12 protein-coding genes and 1 tRNA gene are annotated in these 17304 nt (G+C 68.0%); 10 read left to right on the top strand and 3 right to left on the bottom strand.

Going from position 1 to position 17304, the window contains the following annotated elements; translation table 11 throughout:
• Window positions 1-3: 3 nt before the first annotated feature.
• The 10 genes from ACZ5V4_RS15905 to ACZ5V4_RS15860 all read left to right on the top strand — a co-directional run bounded on the left by ACZ5V4_RS15905 (window position 4) and on the right by ACZ5V4_RS15860 (window position 15187).
• Window positions 4-1398, top strand: a complete 1395-nt coding sequence (locus tag ACZ5V4_RS15905) for a complex I 51 kDa subunit family protein (protein WP_464315851.1) — start codon at window positions 4-6, stop codon at window positions 1396-1398.
• Window positions 1386-3896 (top strand): molybdopterin-dependent oxidoreductase, encoded by a 2511-nt coding sequence (locus ACZ5V4_RS15900; protein WP_464315850.1) that lies wholly within the window; start codon window positions 1386-1388, stop codon window positions 3894-3896. The genes ACZ5V4_RS15905 and ACZ5V4_RS15900 overlap by 13 nt, the downstream gene beginning before the upstream one ends.
• Complete coding sequence (nuoH, locus tag ACZ5V4_RS15895; protein WP_464315849.1) at window positions 3893-4885, top strand: NADH-quinone oxidoreductase subunit NuoH; 993 nt, start codon at window positions 3893-3895, stop codon at window positions 4883-4885. The genes ACZ5V4_RS15900 and nuoH overlap by 4 nt, the downstream gene beginning before the upstream one ends.
• A 3-nt stretch (window positions 4886-4888) precedes the next feature.
• A complete protein-coding gene (gene nuoI / locus ACZ5V4_RS15890) occupies window positions 4889-5443 on the top strand; it encodes an NADH-quinone oxidoreductase subunit NuoI (RefSeq protein ID WP_464315848.1) in 555 nt (184 codons plus the stop codon).
• A 31-nt stretch (window positions 5444-5474) separates the two neighbouring features.
• Window positions 5475-5996: an NADH-quinone oxidoreductase subunit J family protein gene (locus tag ACZ5V4_RS15885; protein ID WP_464315847.1), complete on the top strand. Its 522-nt coding sequence runs from the start codon at window positions 5475-5477 to the stop codon at window positions 5994-5996.
• The gene (nuoK, locus tag ACZ5V4_RS15880) at window positions 5993-6298 is read left to right on the top strand and encodes an NADH-quinone oxidoreductase subunit NuoK (protein WP_464315846.1); all 306 of its coding nucleotides are present in this window, start codon (window positions 5993-5995) and stop codon (window positions 6296-6298) included. The genes ACZ5V4_RS15885 and nuoK overlap by 4 nt, the downstream gene beginning before the upstream one ends.
• Window positions 6299-6302: 4 nt before the next feature.
• On the top strand, window positions 6303-8183 hold the full coding sequence (gene nuoL, locus ACZ5V4_RS15875) for an NADH-quinone oxidoreductase subunit L (protein ID WP_464315845.1): 1881 nt from the start codon (window positions 6303-6305) through the stop codon (window positions 8181-8183).
• A 37-nt stretch (window positions 8184-8220) separates the two neighbouring features.
• Window positions 8221-9666 carry a complex I subunit 4 family protein gene (locus tag ACZ5V4_RS15870; protein WP_464315844.1) on the top strand — a complete coding sequence of 482 codons (1446 nt, stop codon included), beginning with the start codon at window positions 8221-8223 and terminating at the stop codon, window positions 9664-9666.
• 10 nt (window positions 9667-9676) lie between these two features.
• Window positions 9677-11086: an NADH-quinone oxidoreductase subunit N gene (locus tag ACZ5V4_RS15865; RefSeq protein WP_464315843.1), complete on the top strand. Its 1410-nt coding sequence runs from the start codon at window positions 9677-9679 to the stop codon at window positions 11084-11086.
• A 354-nt stretch (window positions 11087-11440) separates the two neighbouring features.
• Window positions 11441-15187: a response regulator gene (locus tag ACZ5V4_RS15860; RefSeq protein WP_464315842.1), complete on the top strand. Its 3747-nt coding sequence runs from the start codon at window positions 11441-11443 to the stop codon at window positions 15185-15187.
• Window positions 15188-15406: 219 nt separating this feature from the next.
• Here the strand turns inward: ACZ5V4_RS15860 and ACZ5V4_RS15855 are convergent, their stop codons facing one another.
• The 3 genes from ACZ5V4_RS15855 to ACZ5V4_RS15845 form a co-directional block, all read right to left on the bottom strand.
• Window positions 15407-16060: a flavodoxin family protein gene (locus tag ACZ5V4_RS15855; protein WP_464315841.1), complete on the bottom strand. Its 654-nt coding sequence runs from the start codon at window positions 16058-16060 to the stop codon at window positions 15407-15409.
• Between the two features lie 206 nt (window positions 16061-16266).
• Window positions 16267-16920, bottom strand: coding sequence for a PEP-CTERM sorting domain-containing protein (locus ACZ5V4_RS15850; RefSeq protein ID WP_464315840.1), 654 nt, complete (start codon window positions 16918-16920; stop codon window positions 16267-16269).
• Window positions 16921-17213: 293 nt separating this feature from the next.
• Window positions 17214-17289, bottom strand: a tRNA-Lys gene (locus ACZ5V4_RS15845).
• Window positions 17290-17304: the final 15 nt, after the last annotated feature.

Genomic DNA, 17304 nt, shown 5'->3' with positions numbered 1-17304 from the left:
GCCATGGCTGAACTCGTGCTTTTCAAGAACCGCCACCGCAAGCGCTACGTCCACCTGGACGAGTACCGCGAGGAAGGCGGCTACGCCGGACTTCAGAAGGCGCTCTCCTCCATGGCCCCGGAAGAGGTCATCAAGGAGATACTCGATGCGGGCCTGCGCGGCCGGGGCGGGGCGGGCTTCCCCACGGGGCGCAAGTGGGGCGGCGTGCCCAAGGACGGCCCGCACCCGCGCTACGTGCAGTGCAACGCCGACGAGATGGAGCCCGGCACCTTCAAGGACCGGATCATCATCAACGCCGACCCGCACCTCTTGATCGAGGGCATGATCCTGGCGGCCTACGCCGTGGGCGGGGACAAGGGCATCATCTTCATCCGCCCCTCCTACGAACTGGAGGCCGAGCTTCTCTCCATGGAACTGGAGGAAGCCCGCGCGGCCGGGCTTCTGGGCGAAAACATCCTGGGCTCGGGCTTCAGCTTCGACATCGTGGTGCACCGCTCCGGCGGGCGCTACATCTGCGGCGAGTCCGGGGCGCAGATCCGCGCGGTCATGGGCGTGCGGCCCAACCCCATCGAGACGGGCTACCGCTCGGCCGTGCGCGGCGTGTGGGAGAAGCCCACCATCGTCAACAACGTGGAGACCCTGGCCCACGTGCCGGGCATCGTGCGGAACGGCACGGCCTGGTTCAAGTCCCTGGCGGCCACGCCCACGGGCGACGGCACCAAGCTCTTCCCGGTGAGCGGCATGGTGGCCGCCCCGGGCTGCTTCGAGCTGCCCTCGGGCGCGACGCTGCGCGAGATCGTGTTCGAGCACGCGGGCGGGATGCCCCCGGGGATCACGTTCAAGGCGGCCCAGCCGGGCGGAACCTCCACGGCGTTCATGGGCGCGAAGTACCTGGACACGCCCATGGACTTCGACTCGCTTCGCGCCCACGGGCTGCGCCTGGGCACGGGCGCGGTGATCGTCTACGGCAGCGAGACCTGCCTCACGGCGGCCACGCTGAACATGATGCACTACTTCGCGCGCGAGTCCTGCGGCTGGTGCACCCCCTGCCGCGACGGACTGCCCCTGGTGCTCGACCTCATGGGCCGCATCGAGTCGGGCCGCGGCACCAGGGAGGACGTGGCCTGGCTCAAGAGCACGGCCGAGGCCATGGAGTACGCCAACTGCGCCTTCGCGCCCGGAGCGGCCGCGCCGATCCTGAGCCTGCTCGATCAGTTCATGGACGAGGTCATGGCCCACGTGGAGGGCGGCAAGTGCCCCTTCGGCGCGCCCGATCCCCTGCCCTGGCGCGGGGACAGGTCGGCCGTGGTAACCGACTGGCCCGGGGCGCCCGAAGCGGGCTTCGCCGTCGCCCGGCCCAGGCCCAAACCCAGGCGGATCATCTCATGCCCGATCTGATCATAGACGGACTTCGCGTCACGGTCCCCGAGGGGACCACGGTCATCGAGGCCGCCGAGGAAGTGGGGATCATGATCCCGCGTTTCTGCTTCCATCCGGCGCTGGGGCCGGCCGGGTCTTGCCGGATGTGCGCGGTGATGTTCACGGACGGGCCGGTGAAGGGCTTGCAGATGAGCTGCATGGTCAAGGCCCGCGACGCCATGGTGGTGGACACGGGCCACCCGGAGGCCGTCGAGTTCAGGCGGCACGTGGCGGAGCTGCTCATGCTCCACCACCCGCACGACTGCCCGGTATGCGACGAGGGCGGGCACTGCCTGCTCCAGGACACCACGATTTCCTGCGGGCACGGCGTGCGCCGCTTCCAGGGGAAAAAGCGCACCTACCGCAACCAGGACCTGGGGCCGCTCGTGGCCCAGGAGATGAACCGCTGCATCCACTGCTACCGCTGCGCGCGCTACTACAAGGAGTTCGCGGGCGGGCGCGACTTCGGCCCCATGCGCATCTCCGGCGACGTGGTCTACGGCCGGAGCATCCCCGGCCCCCTGGAGAGCCCCTTCGCGGGCAACCTCACCGAGATCTGCCCCACGGGCGTGTTCACGGACAAACCCTCGCGCCACAAGGCCCGCCACTGGGACCTGGAGCGCGCGCCCTCGGTGTGCCTGTCGTGCAGCCTGGGCTGCAACGTCACCCCGGCCGCGCGCTACCGCGCGGTGATCAAGGTGGACGCGCGCCACAACCCCGAGGTCAACGGCCACTTCATCTGCGACCGGGGCCGCCACGGCTACGAGTACGCGAGCCTGCCGGACAGGCCGCGCTCGGCCCGCGTGGACGGCCGCGAAACGCCCGTGCAGGAGGCCATGGCCGAGGCCGCCGCCAGGCTCAAGGCCGTGGTGGCCGCCCACGGGCCGGACGCCGTGGCGTGCCTGGGCTCCTCGCGCCAGTCCCTGGAGAGCCAGGGGGCGCTCAAGCTTTTGGCCAAAGCCTGCGGTTGGCCCGAGCCCGAGTACACCACGGGCTCGCACCGCAAGAAGAACATGCTCTCGGCCGTGGCGGGGTTGAGCGAGGACCTGCGCGTGTCCCAGGCCGGGCTGTCCGGTTCGGACTGCATCCTGGTGGTGGGCACGGCCCCGCTGTCCGAAGCGCCCATGGCCGCCCTGGCCATCCGTCAGGCAGCGCGCAAGGGCGCGGCCGTGGCCGTGATCGACCCCAGGCCCGTGCAGCTGCCGCTCGATTTCCTGCACGTCCCGGCGCGCCGCCACGACATGGAGGCCGCGCTCGGAGCCATCCTGAACAAGGCCTTCCCGGACCCGGGCCCGGGCGAAAAGGACTTCCTCCAAGCCCTCGGCGCCGAGATGCCCGAATCGGCCGCCGCCCCCGGCTGGGAGGATTTCGCGCTCAGGCTCGCCGGAAGCTCCTACCCCGTGGTGGTCTGCGGCTCGGACATCGTGCGCCTGAGCACCCCGGCCCTGGCGGCCGGGGCGGCCGAACTCCTCAAGGCGCGCCGGGGCCGGGCCGGGTTCTTCCCGGTGCTGGCCGGGGCCAACGCCTTCGGGGCCGCGCTCTTCAACCAGGACCCGCTCGTGAGCTTCGACGACGTGCTGGAAGGCATCGACGCCGGGCGCGTCAAGGCCCTGGTGTGCGTGGAGTCCGACCCGGTGTCGCGCTTCGCGGACCACGCGCACATCGACTCCAGGCTCGGCGGGCTGGAGTTGCTCCTCGGCATCGACTACCTGCCCTCGGCCACCAGTTGGCAGGCCGGCATCTTCCTGCCCGCCCAGACCGTTTTCGAGGCCGGAGGCACCTTCGTGAACAACGAGGGCCGCGCACAGCGCGCCCGGCCCGTGCACGCCTGCGGCGAACCCGTCTCCCGGACCCTCTCCGGGGGCGACCCGCCCAGGACCTACAGCCCCCATGCCCCGGGCAGCGACCCCCTGCCCGCCTGGGAAGTGCTTTCCGGACTGGCCGGGCACCTGGGCTGCGCGGCCTGCTGGCCTGCCCGGCCCTGGGAGGCGGCCGTGGCCGCCCTGCCCCGGCTGGCGGGCCTCGACCCCGAGGCCCCGGAGGGCGCGCTCCTCCCGCTCGGCCAGCAGCCCGCGGACCCTCTGTCCGCCAGGCCCTCGGCCATCCCGCCGGACATCGAGGCGGACCTCATCATCACCGAGCAGGCCTTCGGCACCGAGGAGCTCTCCAGCTACGGGACCATCCTCAAGAGCCTGGCCCCGGTGCCCCAGGTGGTGCTCAATACCCTGGACGCCGGGACCATCGAGTTGCGCGACGAGGACTACGTGTTCATGGCCTGCCCCATCGGGGAAGTGACCTGCCACCTGCGCCTGGAGGACAACATGGCCAGGGGAACCGTGGTGCTGCCCAGGCGGCACGACAGCGGCTGGCGGCACGCCGTGGCCCACGGGTACATCGTGGAGCTTGGGCTCCTGGGCAAGCATGAACATGAGCATGGGCACGCGGGCGGGGCAAAGGCCGGGGAGGAACGCTCATGACGCTGTGGCTCGCCGGTTTCGCCGTGCTTCTGGTGAAGATACTGCTCGTGGTGGCCGTGGCCATGCTGGGCGCGGCGTACCTGGTGCTGGTGGAGCGCAAGCTTTTGGGCAGGCTCCAGCAGCGCTTCGGCCCCAACCGCGTGGGCCCCTTCGGGCTTCTCCAGCCCGTGGCCGACGGCGTGAAGGCCCTGCTCAAGGAAGACCTGGTGCCCACGGGCGCGGACCGCATCCTCTTCTTCGTGGTCCCGGCGGTGCTGCCCCTGGCAACGCTTTTGGCCTTCGCCGTGGTGCCCTTCGGGGAGGACCTGACCGTCATGGGCCAGAAGGTGCCCATGGTCATAGCCGACCTGGATGTGGGCGTTCTTTACGTGCTGGCCCTCTCCTCCGTGGGCGTCTACGCCATGGCGCTTGGCGGCTGGGCCTCCAACAGCAAGTACGGCGTGCTCGGCGCGGTGCGCGGCGTGGGCCAGATGATCAGCTACGAGCTGCCCATGGGCCTGACCCTGGTGCCCGTGGTCATGCTGGCCGGGTCCATGAGCCTGACCGACATCGTGGGCGCCCAGGCGGACGTGCCCTTCGTCGTCTACCAGCCCGTGGCCTTCGCGCTCTTCCTCATAAGCGCCCTGGCCGAGATAAAGCGCACGCCCTTCGACCTGGCCGAGGCCGAGAACGAGCTCCAGGCGGGCTACCACATGGAATACAGCGGCATGCGCTTCGCCCTGTTCTTCCTGGGCGAGTACGTGAACATGATCTTCCTGGGCCTGCTAGCCGCCGTGTTCTTTTTGGGCGGCTGGCACGGGCCGTGGCTGCCGCCCATCGTCTGGCTGATGCTCAAGACCGCCGTCATCCCGGTCTTCTTCATCTGGACGCGCAACACCCTGCCCAGGCTCCGCCCGGACCAGCTCATGCGCCTGTGCTGGGTCTGGCTCGCGCCCCTGGCGCTCGTGAACATCGTGGCCACCGGAGCGGTGATGCTCCTCAAGGGATAAGCCATGCAGGACCGGGACAACATCGTGGTCAAGGCCGCCAGGGGGACGCTCGGCATCGCGGAGCCCTTCTGGGTGACGCTCAAGCACCTCTTCCGCAGGCCCATCACCGAAGAGTATCCGGAGTACAAAAGGCCCCTGCCCGCCCGCGCCAGGGGGCGCATCGTGCTCACCCGGAGCCCGGACGGCGAGGAGCGCTGCGTGGCCTGCCAGCTCTGCTCCGGGGCCTGCCCGGTGAGCTGCATCTCCATGCAGTCCGCCGTGCGCGAGGACGGCAGGCGCTACGCCGAGTGGTTCCGGATCAACTTCGGGCGCTGCATCTTCTGCGGCCTGTGCGAGGAGGCCTGCCCCACCCTGGCCATCCAGCTCACCCCGGACTTCGAGATGAGCGTGGACGACCCCCTGAAGCTCGTCCACGAGAAGCACGACCTGCTGGTCGGCCACGGCGGCAAGGACCCGGACTACGACTTCTACAGGCACGCGGGCGTGGCCGTTAACCGCGAGCCCGGATCGCACCCGGACGAGGACGCCCCCGTGAACCCCAGGAGCAACTTCCCGTGAGGACCGTCAACAGGCTGGATGGAGCCGCCCAATGAGCGCGACCCAATTGATCTTCTACGTTCTGGCCGGGGTGATCGCCCTGTCCACCGGGCTCGCCGTCACGCGCCGCCAGCCCGTGCACGCGGTGGTCTACCTGGTGGTGTCCTTCTTCGCCACGGCGGTGCTCTTCGCGCTTCTTGGCGCGCCGCTGCCCGCCGTGCTCCAGATCATCATCCCGGCCGGAGCCGTGATGGTGCTCTTCCTCTTCATCATCATGCTGCTCGGGCGCGAGGAGCCCCGCCCGCAGGAGCCGGGCCTGGGGCGCTGGGTGCTGCCCGGGCTTTTGGCCCTGGCCACCTTCGGCTGCGGCCTGGCGCTCCTGGCCGCGTCCCCCGGGATGGCGGCCCCCATGGCCATGGCCAAGGCCTCGGCCAGGGAGCTGGGCACGTTCGTCTACACCAACTACTGGCCCGCGGTGGAGGCCGTGTCCGTACTTTTCTTCGTGGCCCTGGCCGGGGCCATGCTCCTGGTGCGCGAGCGCAAGACCGGCGAAAACGGGGAGGGCAGGCCATGACAGCGCCACTCGAGCACGTCCTGGCCCTGGCGCTCGTCCTCTTCGCCATGGGCGCTGCCTGCGCCCTGGCCAGGAAGAACCTGATCATGATCCTCCTCGGCGTGGAGGTGATGCTGAACGCCTGCGGCGTGGCCCTGGTGGGCGCGTCGCTCAAGTGGCAGGCCCTGGAGGGCCAGGCCTTCGCGCTCTTCATCATGGCCCTGGGCGCGGCCGAGGCCGCGGTGGGGCTCGCGCTCTTCGTGTACGCCCGCAAGCACGCGGGCACGCTGAACGCCGACCGCTTCACCGGCATGAGGGGGTGACGCAGTGAAGACGCTCGCCTTCCTCATGCTCGCCTTCCCGCTCTGCGGCGGGCTGACCCTGGCAATCGCGGGCAGAGCCCTGCCCAGGCGCACCTGCGAGGTATTGGCCTGCGCGTCCATCCTGGGCTCGTTTCTGGCGGCCCTCGCCGCCTGGACCACCTTCCCGGGCGGGCGCGAGGTGCTCACGCTGGCGGGATGGTTCTCCTCGGGCGAGGTGCACGCCTCGCTGGACGTTCTCCTCGACCCCCTCGCGCTGATCATGGCGCTCATGGTCACGTTCGTGTCCTTCGTCATCCACGTGCACTCTGCCTTCTACATGCGCGGCGAGGAAGGCTACGTGCGCTTCTTCTGCTACATGAACCTCTTCGTGTTCAGCATGCTGGTGATCGTGCTGGCGGACAACCTGCTGTTCCTCTTCCTGGGCTGGGAGGGCGTGGGCTTCTGCTCCTTCGCGCTCATCGGCCACTGGTACCACGAGGAGTTCAGGGGGCTCGCCGGGCAGAAGGCCTTCATCATGACGCGCATCGGCGACGTGGCCTTCGTCGCCGCCATGGCCGTGCTGGCCTCGCAGGCCGGAACGCTCTCCATCAGCGAGATCGGCTCCCTGGCCCCGCAGCTGGCTGCCGGAACCGCGCTTACGCTCGGCCTGCTCTTTCTCTTCGCGGCCACGGGCAAGTCCGCCCAGTTGCCCCTGCTGGTCTGGCTGCCCGACGCCATGGCCGGGCCCACGCCCGTGTCCGCGCTCATCCACGCGGCCACCATGGTCACGGCCGGGGTGTACCTCGTCATGCGCCTGTTCCCGGTCTACGCGGCCTCGCCCGAGGCCATGCTCGCCGTGGCCGTGGTGGGCGGGCTCACGGCCCTGTGGGGGTGCCTCGCGGCCATGGGTCAGCGCGACATCAAGCGCATCCTGGCCTGGTCCACCATCAGCCAGGTGGGCTACATGCTCCTGGCGCTGGGCGTGGGCGACGTGAGCGGGTCCATGTTCCACCTGCTCTGCCATGCGTTCTTCAAGTCGCTGCTGTTCCTGGGAGCGGGCTGCGTAATCCAGGTGCTGCACGAGGAGCAGGACGTGCTCAACATGGGTTCCTTCCTGCGCAGGGCAACCCCCGAGATCTTCTGGCTCTTCCTGGTGGGGGCCTTGGGCCTGGCCTCCATCCCGCCCACGGCCGGGTTCTTCAGCAAGGGCCGCGTGCTGGAGGCCGTGATGGCCCAGCCCGGGGCCGTCCACCAGGCGCTCTTCTACATGGCCGCCCTTGGCGCGGTGCTCACGGCCTTCTACACCTTCAGGATGGTGCTCCTGGCCTTCGGCGGCCTGCCAGTGAAACCCATGCACCACGAGCCCGCCACCCTGCCAACGGGCATGTACCGCGTGCTCTGGCCGTTGGCCCTGCTGGCCTTGTGCGCCGGCGCGCTCAACCTGCCGGGGGCCGGGCTTTTGGACTCGCTGCTGGCCGGGCTGCCCGGGGTGAGCCCACCGGGCCACGGAAACGGGCACGGCTCCCTGGCCGAGGTGATCGACGTGGGCGCGGGCCTGGCGGGCTTCGCCCTGGCCTGGGCGCTCTACGCCCCAAAAAGGCGTCCCGCCCCGCAAGCGCTCTCGGAGCGCGAGGACGCGGCGCTCGGCAGGCTGCGCTCCGGCTTCGGCCTGGACTGCCTCTACTCCGCGCTCTTCGTCAGGCCCTTCCAGGCGCTCTCCGGCGCGCTCTGGCAGGGCGTGGACAACGGGCTGATCGACGGCTCGGCCATGGGCTCGGGCCGGATGTTCGCCTGGATGTCGCTTCGCGTGCGGCCCTTCGCCACGGGCAGGCTGACCCTCTACCTGACCATGCTCGTGGCCGGGCTGGCCCTGCTGGTTGCCGTCCTGGCCGGGGGGATGCGCTGATGTTCCGCCTGTCCGCCACTTTCGAGGAGACCACGGCATGAACGATTTCCCCGTGCTCACGGCCATAACCTTCCTGCCCATGGCCTTCGCCCTGGGCGCGCTGGCCCTGGGCTCGCGCCCGGAGGCGTGCAGGCGCTTCTCCCTGGCGGCCGCGCTCGTCCACCTCGCGGTGACGGCCGCCGCCATGACCAGGCTGCCGCTGTTGCGCGAGGACTTCGCCTGGATTCCCGCCCTGGGCGCGCGTTACACCCTGGAGATGGACGGCGTGAGCGGACTTCTGGCGCTCATGACCTCGTTTCTCACGGTGCTGGCCGTGCTGGTCTCCTGGAAGGAGATCGGCAGGCTCGTGGGCGTGTACCACGCGCTCGTGTTCAGCGTGGCCACCACGGCCATGGGCGTGTTCCTGGCCCGGGACATGCTCCTCTTCCTGGTGTTCTGGGAGGCGCAGCTGGTGCCCATGTTCTTCCTCATCGGCGTGTGGGGCCACGAGGACAAGCGCCGCGCCGCGTTCAAGTTCTTCCTCTATTCCATCGCGGGCGGGCTGGTGATGCTCCTCGGCGCGGTGTGGCTCTACGTGGCCCACGGCATGGCCACGGACGTCTACACCTTCTCGCTGGCCGCGCTCACGGCCTCGCCAGTGGGCCCGGGCGCGCAGGCCTGGCTGCTGGCCGCCTTCGTGCTGGCCTTCGCCATCAAGACCCCCATCGTGCCCCTGCACACCTGGCTGCCCGACGCCCACACCCAGGCCCCCACGGCCGGAAGCCTGCTGCTGGCCGGGGTGCTCCTGAAGACCGGCTCCTACGCCCTGGCCCGCTGGGGCATCGCGCTCTTCCCGCAGGCGGCGGCCGAATACTGGTGGACGCTCGCCGGGCTGGGCGCGGGCGGGCTCGTGTACTCCTCCTGGGTGGCCTTCGCCCAGACAGACGCCAAGCGGCTCGTGGCCTACTCGTCCGTGGGGCACATGGGGCTCGTGGTGCTGGGGCTGGCCGTGTGGCGCGACGCCGCGCTCGAGGGCGCGGTGCTGCTCATGCTCAACCACGCCCTGACCACGGGCGCGCTCTTCATCATGGTCGGCATGCTGGGCGAGCGCGCGGGCACGCGCGAGCTGGCCCGCTTCGGCGGCCTGTGGCGCACCATGCCGGTGTTCAGCGGGTTCTTCCTGCTCTTCGCCATGGCCTCGGCGGGCCTGCCGGGGCTCGGCAACTTCGCCAGCGAGATGCTCATTCTGCTCGGCTCGTTCAAGACCGCCCCGGCCCAGGCGTCCATCGCCTTTTTGGGGCTCGTGCTCACGCTGGCCTACGTGCTGCGGCTCACGCAGCGCACCATCTTCGGCCAGAGCGCCACGGGCCGGGACTACCCGGACCTGAGCGTGCGCGAGGCCCTGATCCTGGCCCCGCTGGCCGCCTGCGTGGTGGTTCTGGGCGTCGCGCCCTGGGCCGTGCTGGACGTCATCCGCATACCGCTCAAGGCGCTCACGGCCTGAGGGAAAGACCATGAACTTCCAGATCGCCACCTACCTCCCCATGATCGTCCTGTGCGCCGGGGCTCTTCTCGTCTTCACCTTCGGGGCTTTGCGCCCGGGCTGGCCCCGGCTCTTCAGGGGCCTCGCTCTGGCCGCCTCGGGCGCGGCCTGCCTGGCCTCGCTTTGCCTGGTTCCGGACCCCGCGCATCCGCTGGTGGACTCCGGAGGATACGCCCGCTTCTTCAGCTTCCTCCTCTGCGCCCTGACCTTCGTCACCGTGCTCTTCTCCGGCGAGTACGCCAGGCGCAGGGGCTTCGAGCGCGACGAATTCCACGCCCTGGTGCTGCTCGGGGCGCTGGGCATGGTGCTCCTGGCCGTCTCGCGCGACTGGGTCATGTTCTGCGTGGCCCTGGAGATCCTCTCGCTCTCGCTCTACGTGCTCATCGCCTCCAGACGCGGCATGGAGAGGCCGCTCGAAGCGGCGGTGAAGTATTTCGTGCTCGGGGCCGTGGCCAGCGCCATGGTCTTTTTGGGCGCGGCCTTCCTCTACGCGGCCTCGGGCAGGATCGGCATCGAGGAAAGCCTGACGGCCTCGGGCACCGACCCCGTGGCGCTTTTGGGCCTGGCCTTCGTGATCATCGGCCTCGGCTTCAAGCTCTCGCTCGCGCCCCTGCACCTCTGGACGCCCGACGTCTACCAGGGCGCGCCCGCGCCAGTGGCCGCGTTCCTCTCCGGCGGGGCCAAGGTGGCCGTGTTCGCGGCGCTTCTGCGCCTGGCCATGACCGGCGCGCCCGCTTGGAAGGCCATGGAGCCCGCGCTCTGGACGCTCACCGCGCTCTCGGTGCTCGGCGGGACGCTCGGCGCGCTGACCCAGGAGCGCGCCAAACGCATGCTGGCCTACTCCTCGGTGACCCACGTGGGCTTCATGGTCCTGGCGCTCCTGGCCGTGGACGCGGCCGGGCCCGCCCCGGCCATGTTCGCGGCCGCGGCGCTCGGGATCATGGACGTGGCGGTGTTCGGCTGCCTTGGGCTCCTCTCGCCCCTGGAGGACGACGCGGACCTCGTGGAATCGCTTCGCGGGGCCGGGCGGGCCAATCCGGCCCTTGGCGCGGCCCTGGCCGTGGCGCTCTTCACCCTGGCCGGGCTTCCGCCCACAGTGGGCTTCATGAGCAAGCTGGTGGTGTTCAAGGCCGCGCTCTCGGGCGGGTACTTCTGGCTCTCGCTCATCGCCGTGGTGTCGGCAGTGGCCAGTGTCTACTATGTGCTCAGGGTGCTGGCCGCGCTCTACGCCAAGCCAAAGGGAGAACCGGCGGCCGTTGTGTCCCCCGGCGCGGGGGGCATGATCGCGGCCGTGCTCTCGGCGCTTCTCATGCTCGCCCTGGGAGTCGCCCCCATGCCCGTGCTGGATGCGGCCGCCTGGGCAGCCAGGCTCGTCCAGTAGCGTTTCATGAGGCAAGGCCCGGAACGCAACCCGGGCAATAACAGCGGGTTGACGTCTCGCGGGCGAATCCAGTCCGATCTTTTCAGACTCTTTTCCTCTGTTTTTTCCTTTCCCGGCCACGTCGGGAAAGCGCGACCAGGGATTATTTTCCGACGTAGCTCCTCTTATCGCTTGACATTATCGCCTCCTCCAAAGAATCTGTATTTACCGGATTATGGGTGGGGCCATGTCCGCATTTCGCATTGCGCTGGATGGAGCACGCCATTGAAGACTTCACGCTTTTTCAGCCTGAGGGTTCGGCTGGCTTTTCTCGTCGTACTGGCAGTTCTCCCTGGTCTCTTCCTGATCCTTTACATGAGCCGCGAAGGTCATCGCCTGGCCCGCGTGGAGGCCTTCGAGCAGGCCCGGCGCGTGGCCCTGCTCATCTCCAGCAACGGCAGGACCCTCATCGAAAGCGGACGCAGGGTGCTTTTGACCATGGCCCAGTCCCCGGCGGTGAAGCAGAAGGACGGCCGGACCAGCAGCACCTTTTTCACCCAGGTGCTCACCGGCAATCCGGAATTCGAGAACATCATGGCCGTGGACGGCCAGGGACGCATCTTCGCCAGCGCCCTCGAAAACGGGCGCGGCATAAGCGTCTCGGACCGGATATGGTTCAAGCGCGTGCTGGACCGGCAGGCCTTCACCGTGGGCGAGCCCGTGGTCACCCGGGTCACGGGGCGCGAGTGCATGGTGCTGGCCTATCCGGTGACGAGCGGCGACGCCCTGGCCGCCGTGACCGCCGTGACCCTGGACATGGCCTGGATCAAGTCCCTGGCGGAATCGCTGCCCCTGCCCGCCGGGGCCACCGTCTCCATCGTGGACAGGGCGGGCACGTTCCTCACCCGCTACCCCGAAGGCGGCGACTGGTTCGAAAAATCAATCCCCCGCGCCGACTCCGTGCTCCCGGCGCTTTTGGAGAAGGGCGTGGACACCGTGGAGGCCGACGGCATCGACGGCCAGCTCCGGCTCTACGCCCTGGCCCCGCTCATCTCCGAGCCGGGCAACGAGTTCTTCGTGCGCATCGGCATCCCCGCCTCCGAGGCCTATGCCAGGGTCTGGACGGACATGGTGCGCAACATGGCCCTCCTGGCCGGGGTGGGGCTGCTCATCCTGCTGGCCACGTCCGCCTTCGCCAAGCGGTTCATCCTGAGCCCGGCCCGCCGGTTGAGCGATGCGGCCAGACGCCTCTCCGACGGAGACCTCGCCTTCCGCATCGGCGTTTCCGGCGGGCACGACGAGCTCTCTCGGGTGGCCTCGGCCTTCGACACCATGGCCGAGTCGCTGCAAAGCGCCATGGAACGCCTGAGCAAGGCCGAGGCGCGCTATCGCGGGCTCTTCGAGCGCTCCGTGCAGGGCATCGTCTCCTCCACGCCCGACGGGCGCGTCATCGAGGCCAACCCGGCCATGGCGGCCATGCTCGGCTTCTCCTCCATCGAAGAGGCCCGGCAGCGCGTGCAGAACCTGGCCACCGACGCCTACGTCGACCCGCGCCGCAGGGGCGAGCTGCTGGCCGTGCTCGACCAGGCGGACGAGGCCGTGGGCTTCGTGATCGAGGCGCGCAAGCGCGACGGATCGAGGCTGTGGCTGTCCTTGAACACGCGCTGCGTGCGCGACGAGACGGGCGCGGTGACCTCCTTCGAGACCTTCGTCACGGACGTCACCCGCCAGAAGGTGCTCGAGGACAACCTGCGCCGCTCCAAGGAGCAGGCCGAGGAGGCCAGCCGCTCCAAGAGCGACTTCCTGGCGCTCATGAGCCACGAGATCCGCACGCCCATGAACTCCGTCATCGGCCTGACCCAGATCACCCTCCAGACGCGCCTCAGGCAGGAGCAGCGCGACTACCTGGAGAACGTGCTCATGAGCGCGCGCTCGCTTTTGGGGCTCATCAACGACATCCTGGACATCTCCAAGATCGAGGCCCAGGCCATGGACCTCGAAAACGTGGACTTCTGCCTGCCGCGCGCCGTGAGCACCACCATCAAGACCATGCGCGTGCAGTCCCAGGCCAAGGGCCTGGAGCTCGACGTCTCCATCGGCCGTGGCGTGCCGCGCCACGTCAAGGGCGACCCGGGGCGCGTGCGGCAGATACTGGTCAACCTGGTGGGCAACGCGATCAAGTTCACGGAAACCGGGTCCATCACCGTGAGCGCCGAGCCCCTGCCGCCCGACATGGAGCGGCGCGTGGCCAGGCACGACGGCGTGCCGGTGCTCTTCTGCGTGCGCGACACGGGCGTGGGCATCCCCACGGCCAAGCTCCCCCACGTCTTCGAGCCCTTCCGCCAGGGCGACCGCAGGCCCGGCAAGCGCCGCCAGGGCACGGGGCTCGGGCTCTCCATCTGCCGCAGGCTGGTGGAGATGATGGGCGGAGAGCTCTGGGTGGAGAGCGAGGAAGGCCGGGGCAGCGCGTTCTTCTTCACCGTCTGCTTCGCCCCGGGCGACCCCCTGCGCGTCTACGACCCGGCCAGGGGGAGCGAAGCCTTGCCGAGGACGGGCGTCGCCCCCTTGCGCGTGCTGCTGGCCGAGGACGACTCCACCAACGCCAAGGTTGCCACGAGCTTCTTGCGCAGGCTCGGCCATTTCACCGTGACCGCGCGAGACGGCCTGGAGGCCCTGGCCATGCTCGCCCGCGACGACTTCGACGTGGTGCTCATGGACCTGGAAATGCCCGAACTGGACGGCCTGGAAGCCACCCAGGCCCTGCGCGCGGGCCAGGCCGGGGAGCTCAACCGCAACGTGCCCGTGGTCGCCCTGACCGCCCACGCCCTGGCGGGCATCCGGGAGAGCTGCCTGGAGGCGGGCATGACCGGGTACCTCGCCAAGCCCTTCGACCTGGACGCCATGGCGGGCGTGCTGGAGGGAATCCAGGCCCGGCGCGCGGCCCAGCGCCTCCCCGCCCCGGCGGGGCTGTCCGCCGCTTCCCCCCGTCCGGGAGAGGCCGAGGAAGGCCGCCAGCCCGAGGCCGTTCCTGCCCGGCGCAAGGTCATGATCGTGGAGGACGACCCCGCCTACCGCATGGTGCTCGAAAAGACCGTGACCGCGCTCGGCCACGACGCCACGGTCGCCGCCAGCGGCGCCCAGGCGCTGGAGCTCCTGCCCGGCGGGTTCGACCTGCTGCTCGTGGACGTGCTGCTGCCCGACGCCAACGGCCTGGACCTCGTGGCCAGTATCAGGGCCATAGACCAGCACCAGGATTTGCCCATCATCGTGGTCACGTCGCTCTCCGACGTGGAGGAGCGCGCCAAGGCCTGCGACGCCGGGGCCAACGACTTCATCGTCAAGCCCGTGGACGCGGCCGAGCTCCAGATCAGGATGCGCTCGCTCCTTCGCATGTGGGACGCCTCCAACCTGGCGCGCTTCCACCAGGCCAACCTGGAGGAGCAGGTGCGCAGGCGCACCGAGGACCTGAGCCGGGCCGTGGAGCACCTGACCGAGCAGCAGCAGTGCACGCGCAAAGCCAACATGGAGACCATCCTCTGCCTGGCCTCGGCCGCCGAGTTCAAGGACGAGATGACCTCCAGCCACTTGAACCGCATGAGCGAGTACTGCGCGCTCCTGGCCACGAGGCTCGGTCTGCCGGAGACGGACGTGGAACTGGTCCGGCAGGCGAGCCCCATGCACGACGTGGGCAAGATCGGCATCCCGGACTCGATACTCTTCAAGCCCGGCAAGCTCGACGCGGACGAATGGGAGATCATGCGCCGCCACACCATCTACGGCGCGCGCATTCTCGAATCGGCCACGTCCGAGCTGATCCAGACCGCGCGGGTCATCGCCCTCTCCCACCACGAGCGCTGGGACGGCTCGGGCTACCCCCTGGGCCTGAAAAGCGAGGAGATCCCCCTGCTGGGGCGCATCTGCGCCGTGGCCGACGTCTTCGACGCCCTGACCAGCAGCAGGCCCTACAAGAAGGCCTTCAGCGTGGAACGCTCAGTGGAGATCATGGAACAAAGCGGCGGCGAGCACTTCGACCCGCGCGTGCTCAAGGTCTTCCTGGACCACAGGCACGAGTTCGTGGCCATCATGGAGCGCTTTTCCTCGCCCCCGGAGGGGGCGGCCTAGAGGCCGCGCGCCTCCAGCCCGGCAAAACGCAGGGAAAGGCCGGCCCTCGCGGATGCGCATCCGCGAGGGCCGGCCTTTTTCATGCAGCGCGGCCTGTGAAGGCCGCAGGGCGCCACTGTCGCGACCTTGAAAAACATGAATATGTTTTTCAAGATTTAAATAAATTGTTTTGGCCTGTTAGGACTCCCATTCGCATAAATGAATCCCGCGGACGCGACACTACGCGGCGGCTTCGCGCGCGAGCTTCGCCCCCATCTCCCGGGCCTTGGCGCAGTCCTGGGGGAAGACCTCCTCGCGCCGCCTGGCCTTGGCCGCCGCGTCCCACCTGGTGGAGAGGTACTTCGAGTAGTCTTCGAACTGGCAGGTGTCCGTGCAGACCAGAAGCTCGCAGCCGCCGAAGACGCGGCTCATCACGCCACGCGCGCCCGACAGGAGCCGCTCGTAGCCGAAGGCCGGGATGTCCTTCTCCGGAATGTTCATGGTGTAGACCAGCGCAGCGCGCAGCTTGCCGGGGAAGATCACGGAGTAGTCCGGCGTGTAGGTCACGTAGGGGAAGAGCAGGCGCTCCAGCAGCGAGCGCAGCTCTCCGGTCTCGCCGCCGAAGTACACGGGCGTGCCGAGGATGAGCACGTCGGCCTCGGCGATGCGTTCGAGCAGCGGCTTGAGGTCGTCCTTCACCGCGCAGCGGCCGTAGCTCTTGCCGCCGATCTTCTTGCAGGCGAAGCAGCTTATGCAGCCCTTGAAGTCCAGGTCGTAGAGGTGGACGAGTTCGGTCTGCGCGCCCTCGGAGGCCGCGCCGTCCAGGGCGTGCTGCAACAGGGTCGCGGTGTTCCAGGTCTTGCGCGGGCTTGCGTTGACGGCGATGGCTTTCATGGGGGCTCCTCGTGGGATGGGTGTTTTCACCGTGGTCATGAACCATGCAGGCGAAGCGGGCAAGTACTGTCCAAAAAGACATATACTTACAAATAGGATAGCCCCTCACGCCATGGCAGCCGAAGGCCGCCACCTGGGTTTGGCCACAAAAAAAACCGGAGGGCCTCCCCTCCGGCTTCCGGATTGTCCGAATTCGGCGCCTCGGCCTACTCCTGCTTGGACATCCTCCTGCGGCGCACATAAGCAGCCCCAGCGGCTCCCAAGCCCACGAGAAGCATGGAAGAAGGTTCGGGAGTGGTGGAGACCGGCGGAGCGAAGCCGTCTGGCGAGTGGACAGCCAGGGCCGTCATGTAGGCCTGGTTTCCATACCCGGAGAAAGCTTCCATATATGTGCCAAGGGAGTACATCGGATATGCCCACACATTGGGGTTCGTTGCCGAAACCTGGGTTTGAGTCCACAAGATATCAGGCCACACATCGTAATAAACCCCGGGGAAATACGAGTTGACGTTCGCACCTCCCCCTATCTCCGCGAGCATTTTTTCTATCTCTCCGTCAAACAGAAAGCTCCCACCAACCGGAGTGGCGTCGACCACTGGCAGCCTCCAGTCACTGAGAGCCACTCCATCGACTACAACGGACAAATCCCTGGCCCACACGTAAGCGCCGAATTCGTACGGTGTCGGCACATAGTAATTCCGTGAGTACATAATATCAGCAGGCACGTGCGAATACCACAACAAATTCGTGGCCTCCGAATAATAAACCCCACCTCCGACGCTAACAAGACTGGCATTTGAAATCCCAGCACACAGAAAAACCAACACAGAAAAAAGAAGTGCACATATTGACCTTCTCATCTAACACCTCCTTTCCATGCAATTTGCCGTCAAATCATGCAAAAATCATGCATAAAAAAATCACTATACATCATCAATAATTAACAAAACAACCATACTAAAACATGTATGAAACAAACGAAAGATGTTGTGATTATTTACACAACAGAATCGAGCCGGCCACGACCGCACGGCATTGAGCAACCGATATCCGGGAAAGAAGACGAAAAGGGACAATAGACAAACGCTGGAGGATCACGGCAATGGACAAAGAAAAAGAGGTTACGACCTGAGTCGTAACCTCTTATCATTTCTGGTGGGCCATGTAGGACTCGAACCTACAACCAACGGATTAAGAGTCCGCTGCTCTACCAATTGAGCTAATGACCCGTTCAGCGCTTCAGA

The organism is Fundidesulfovibrio sp. YSD1 (genome assembly GCF_055397115.1).
The sequence above is the reverse complement of the archived record's forward strand: the minus strand, read 5'-3'. Positions and strand labels throughout refer to the sequence as shown.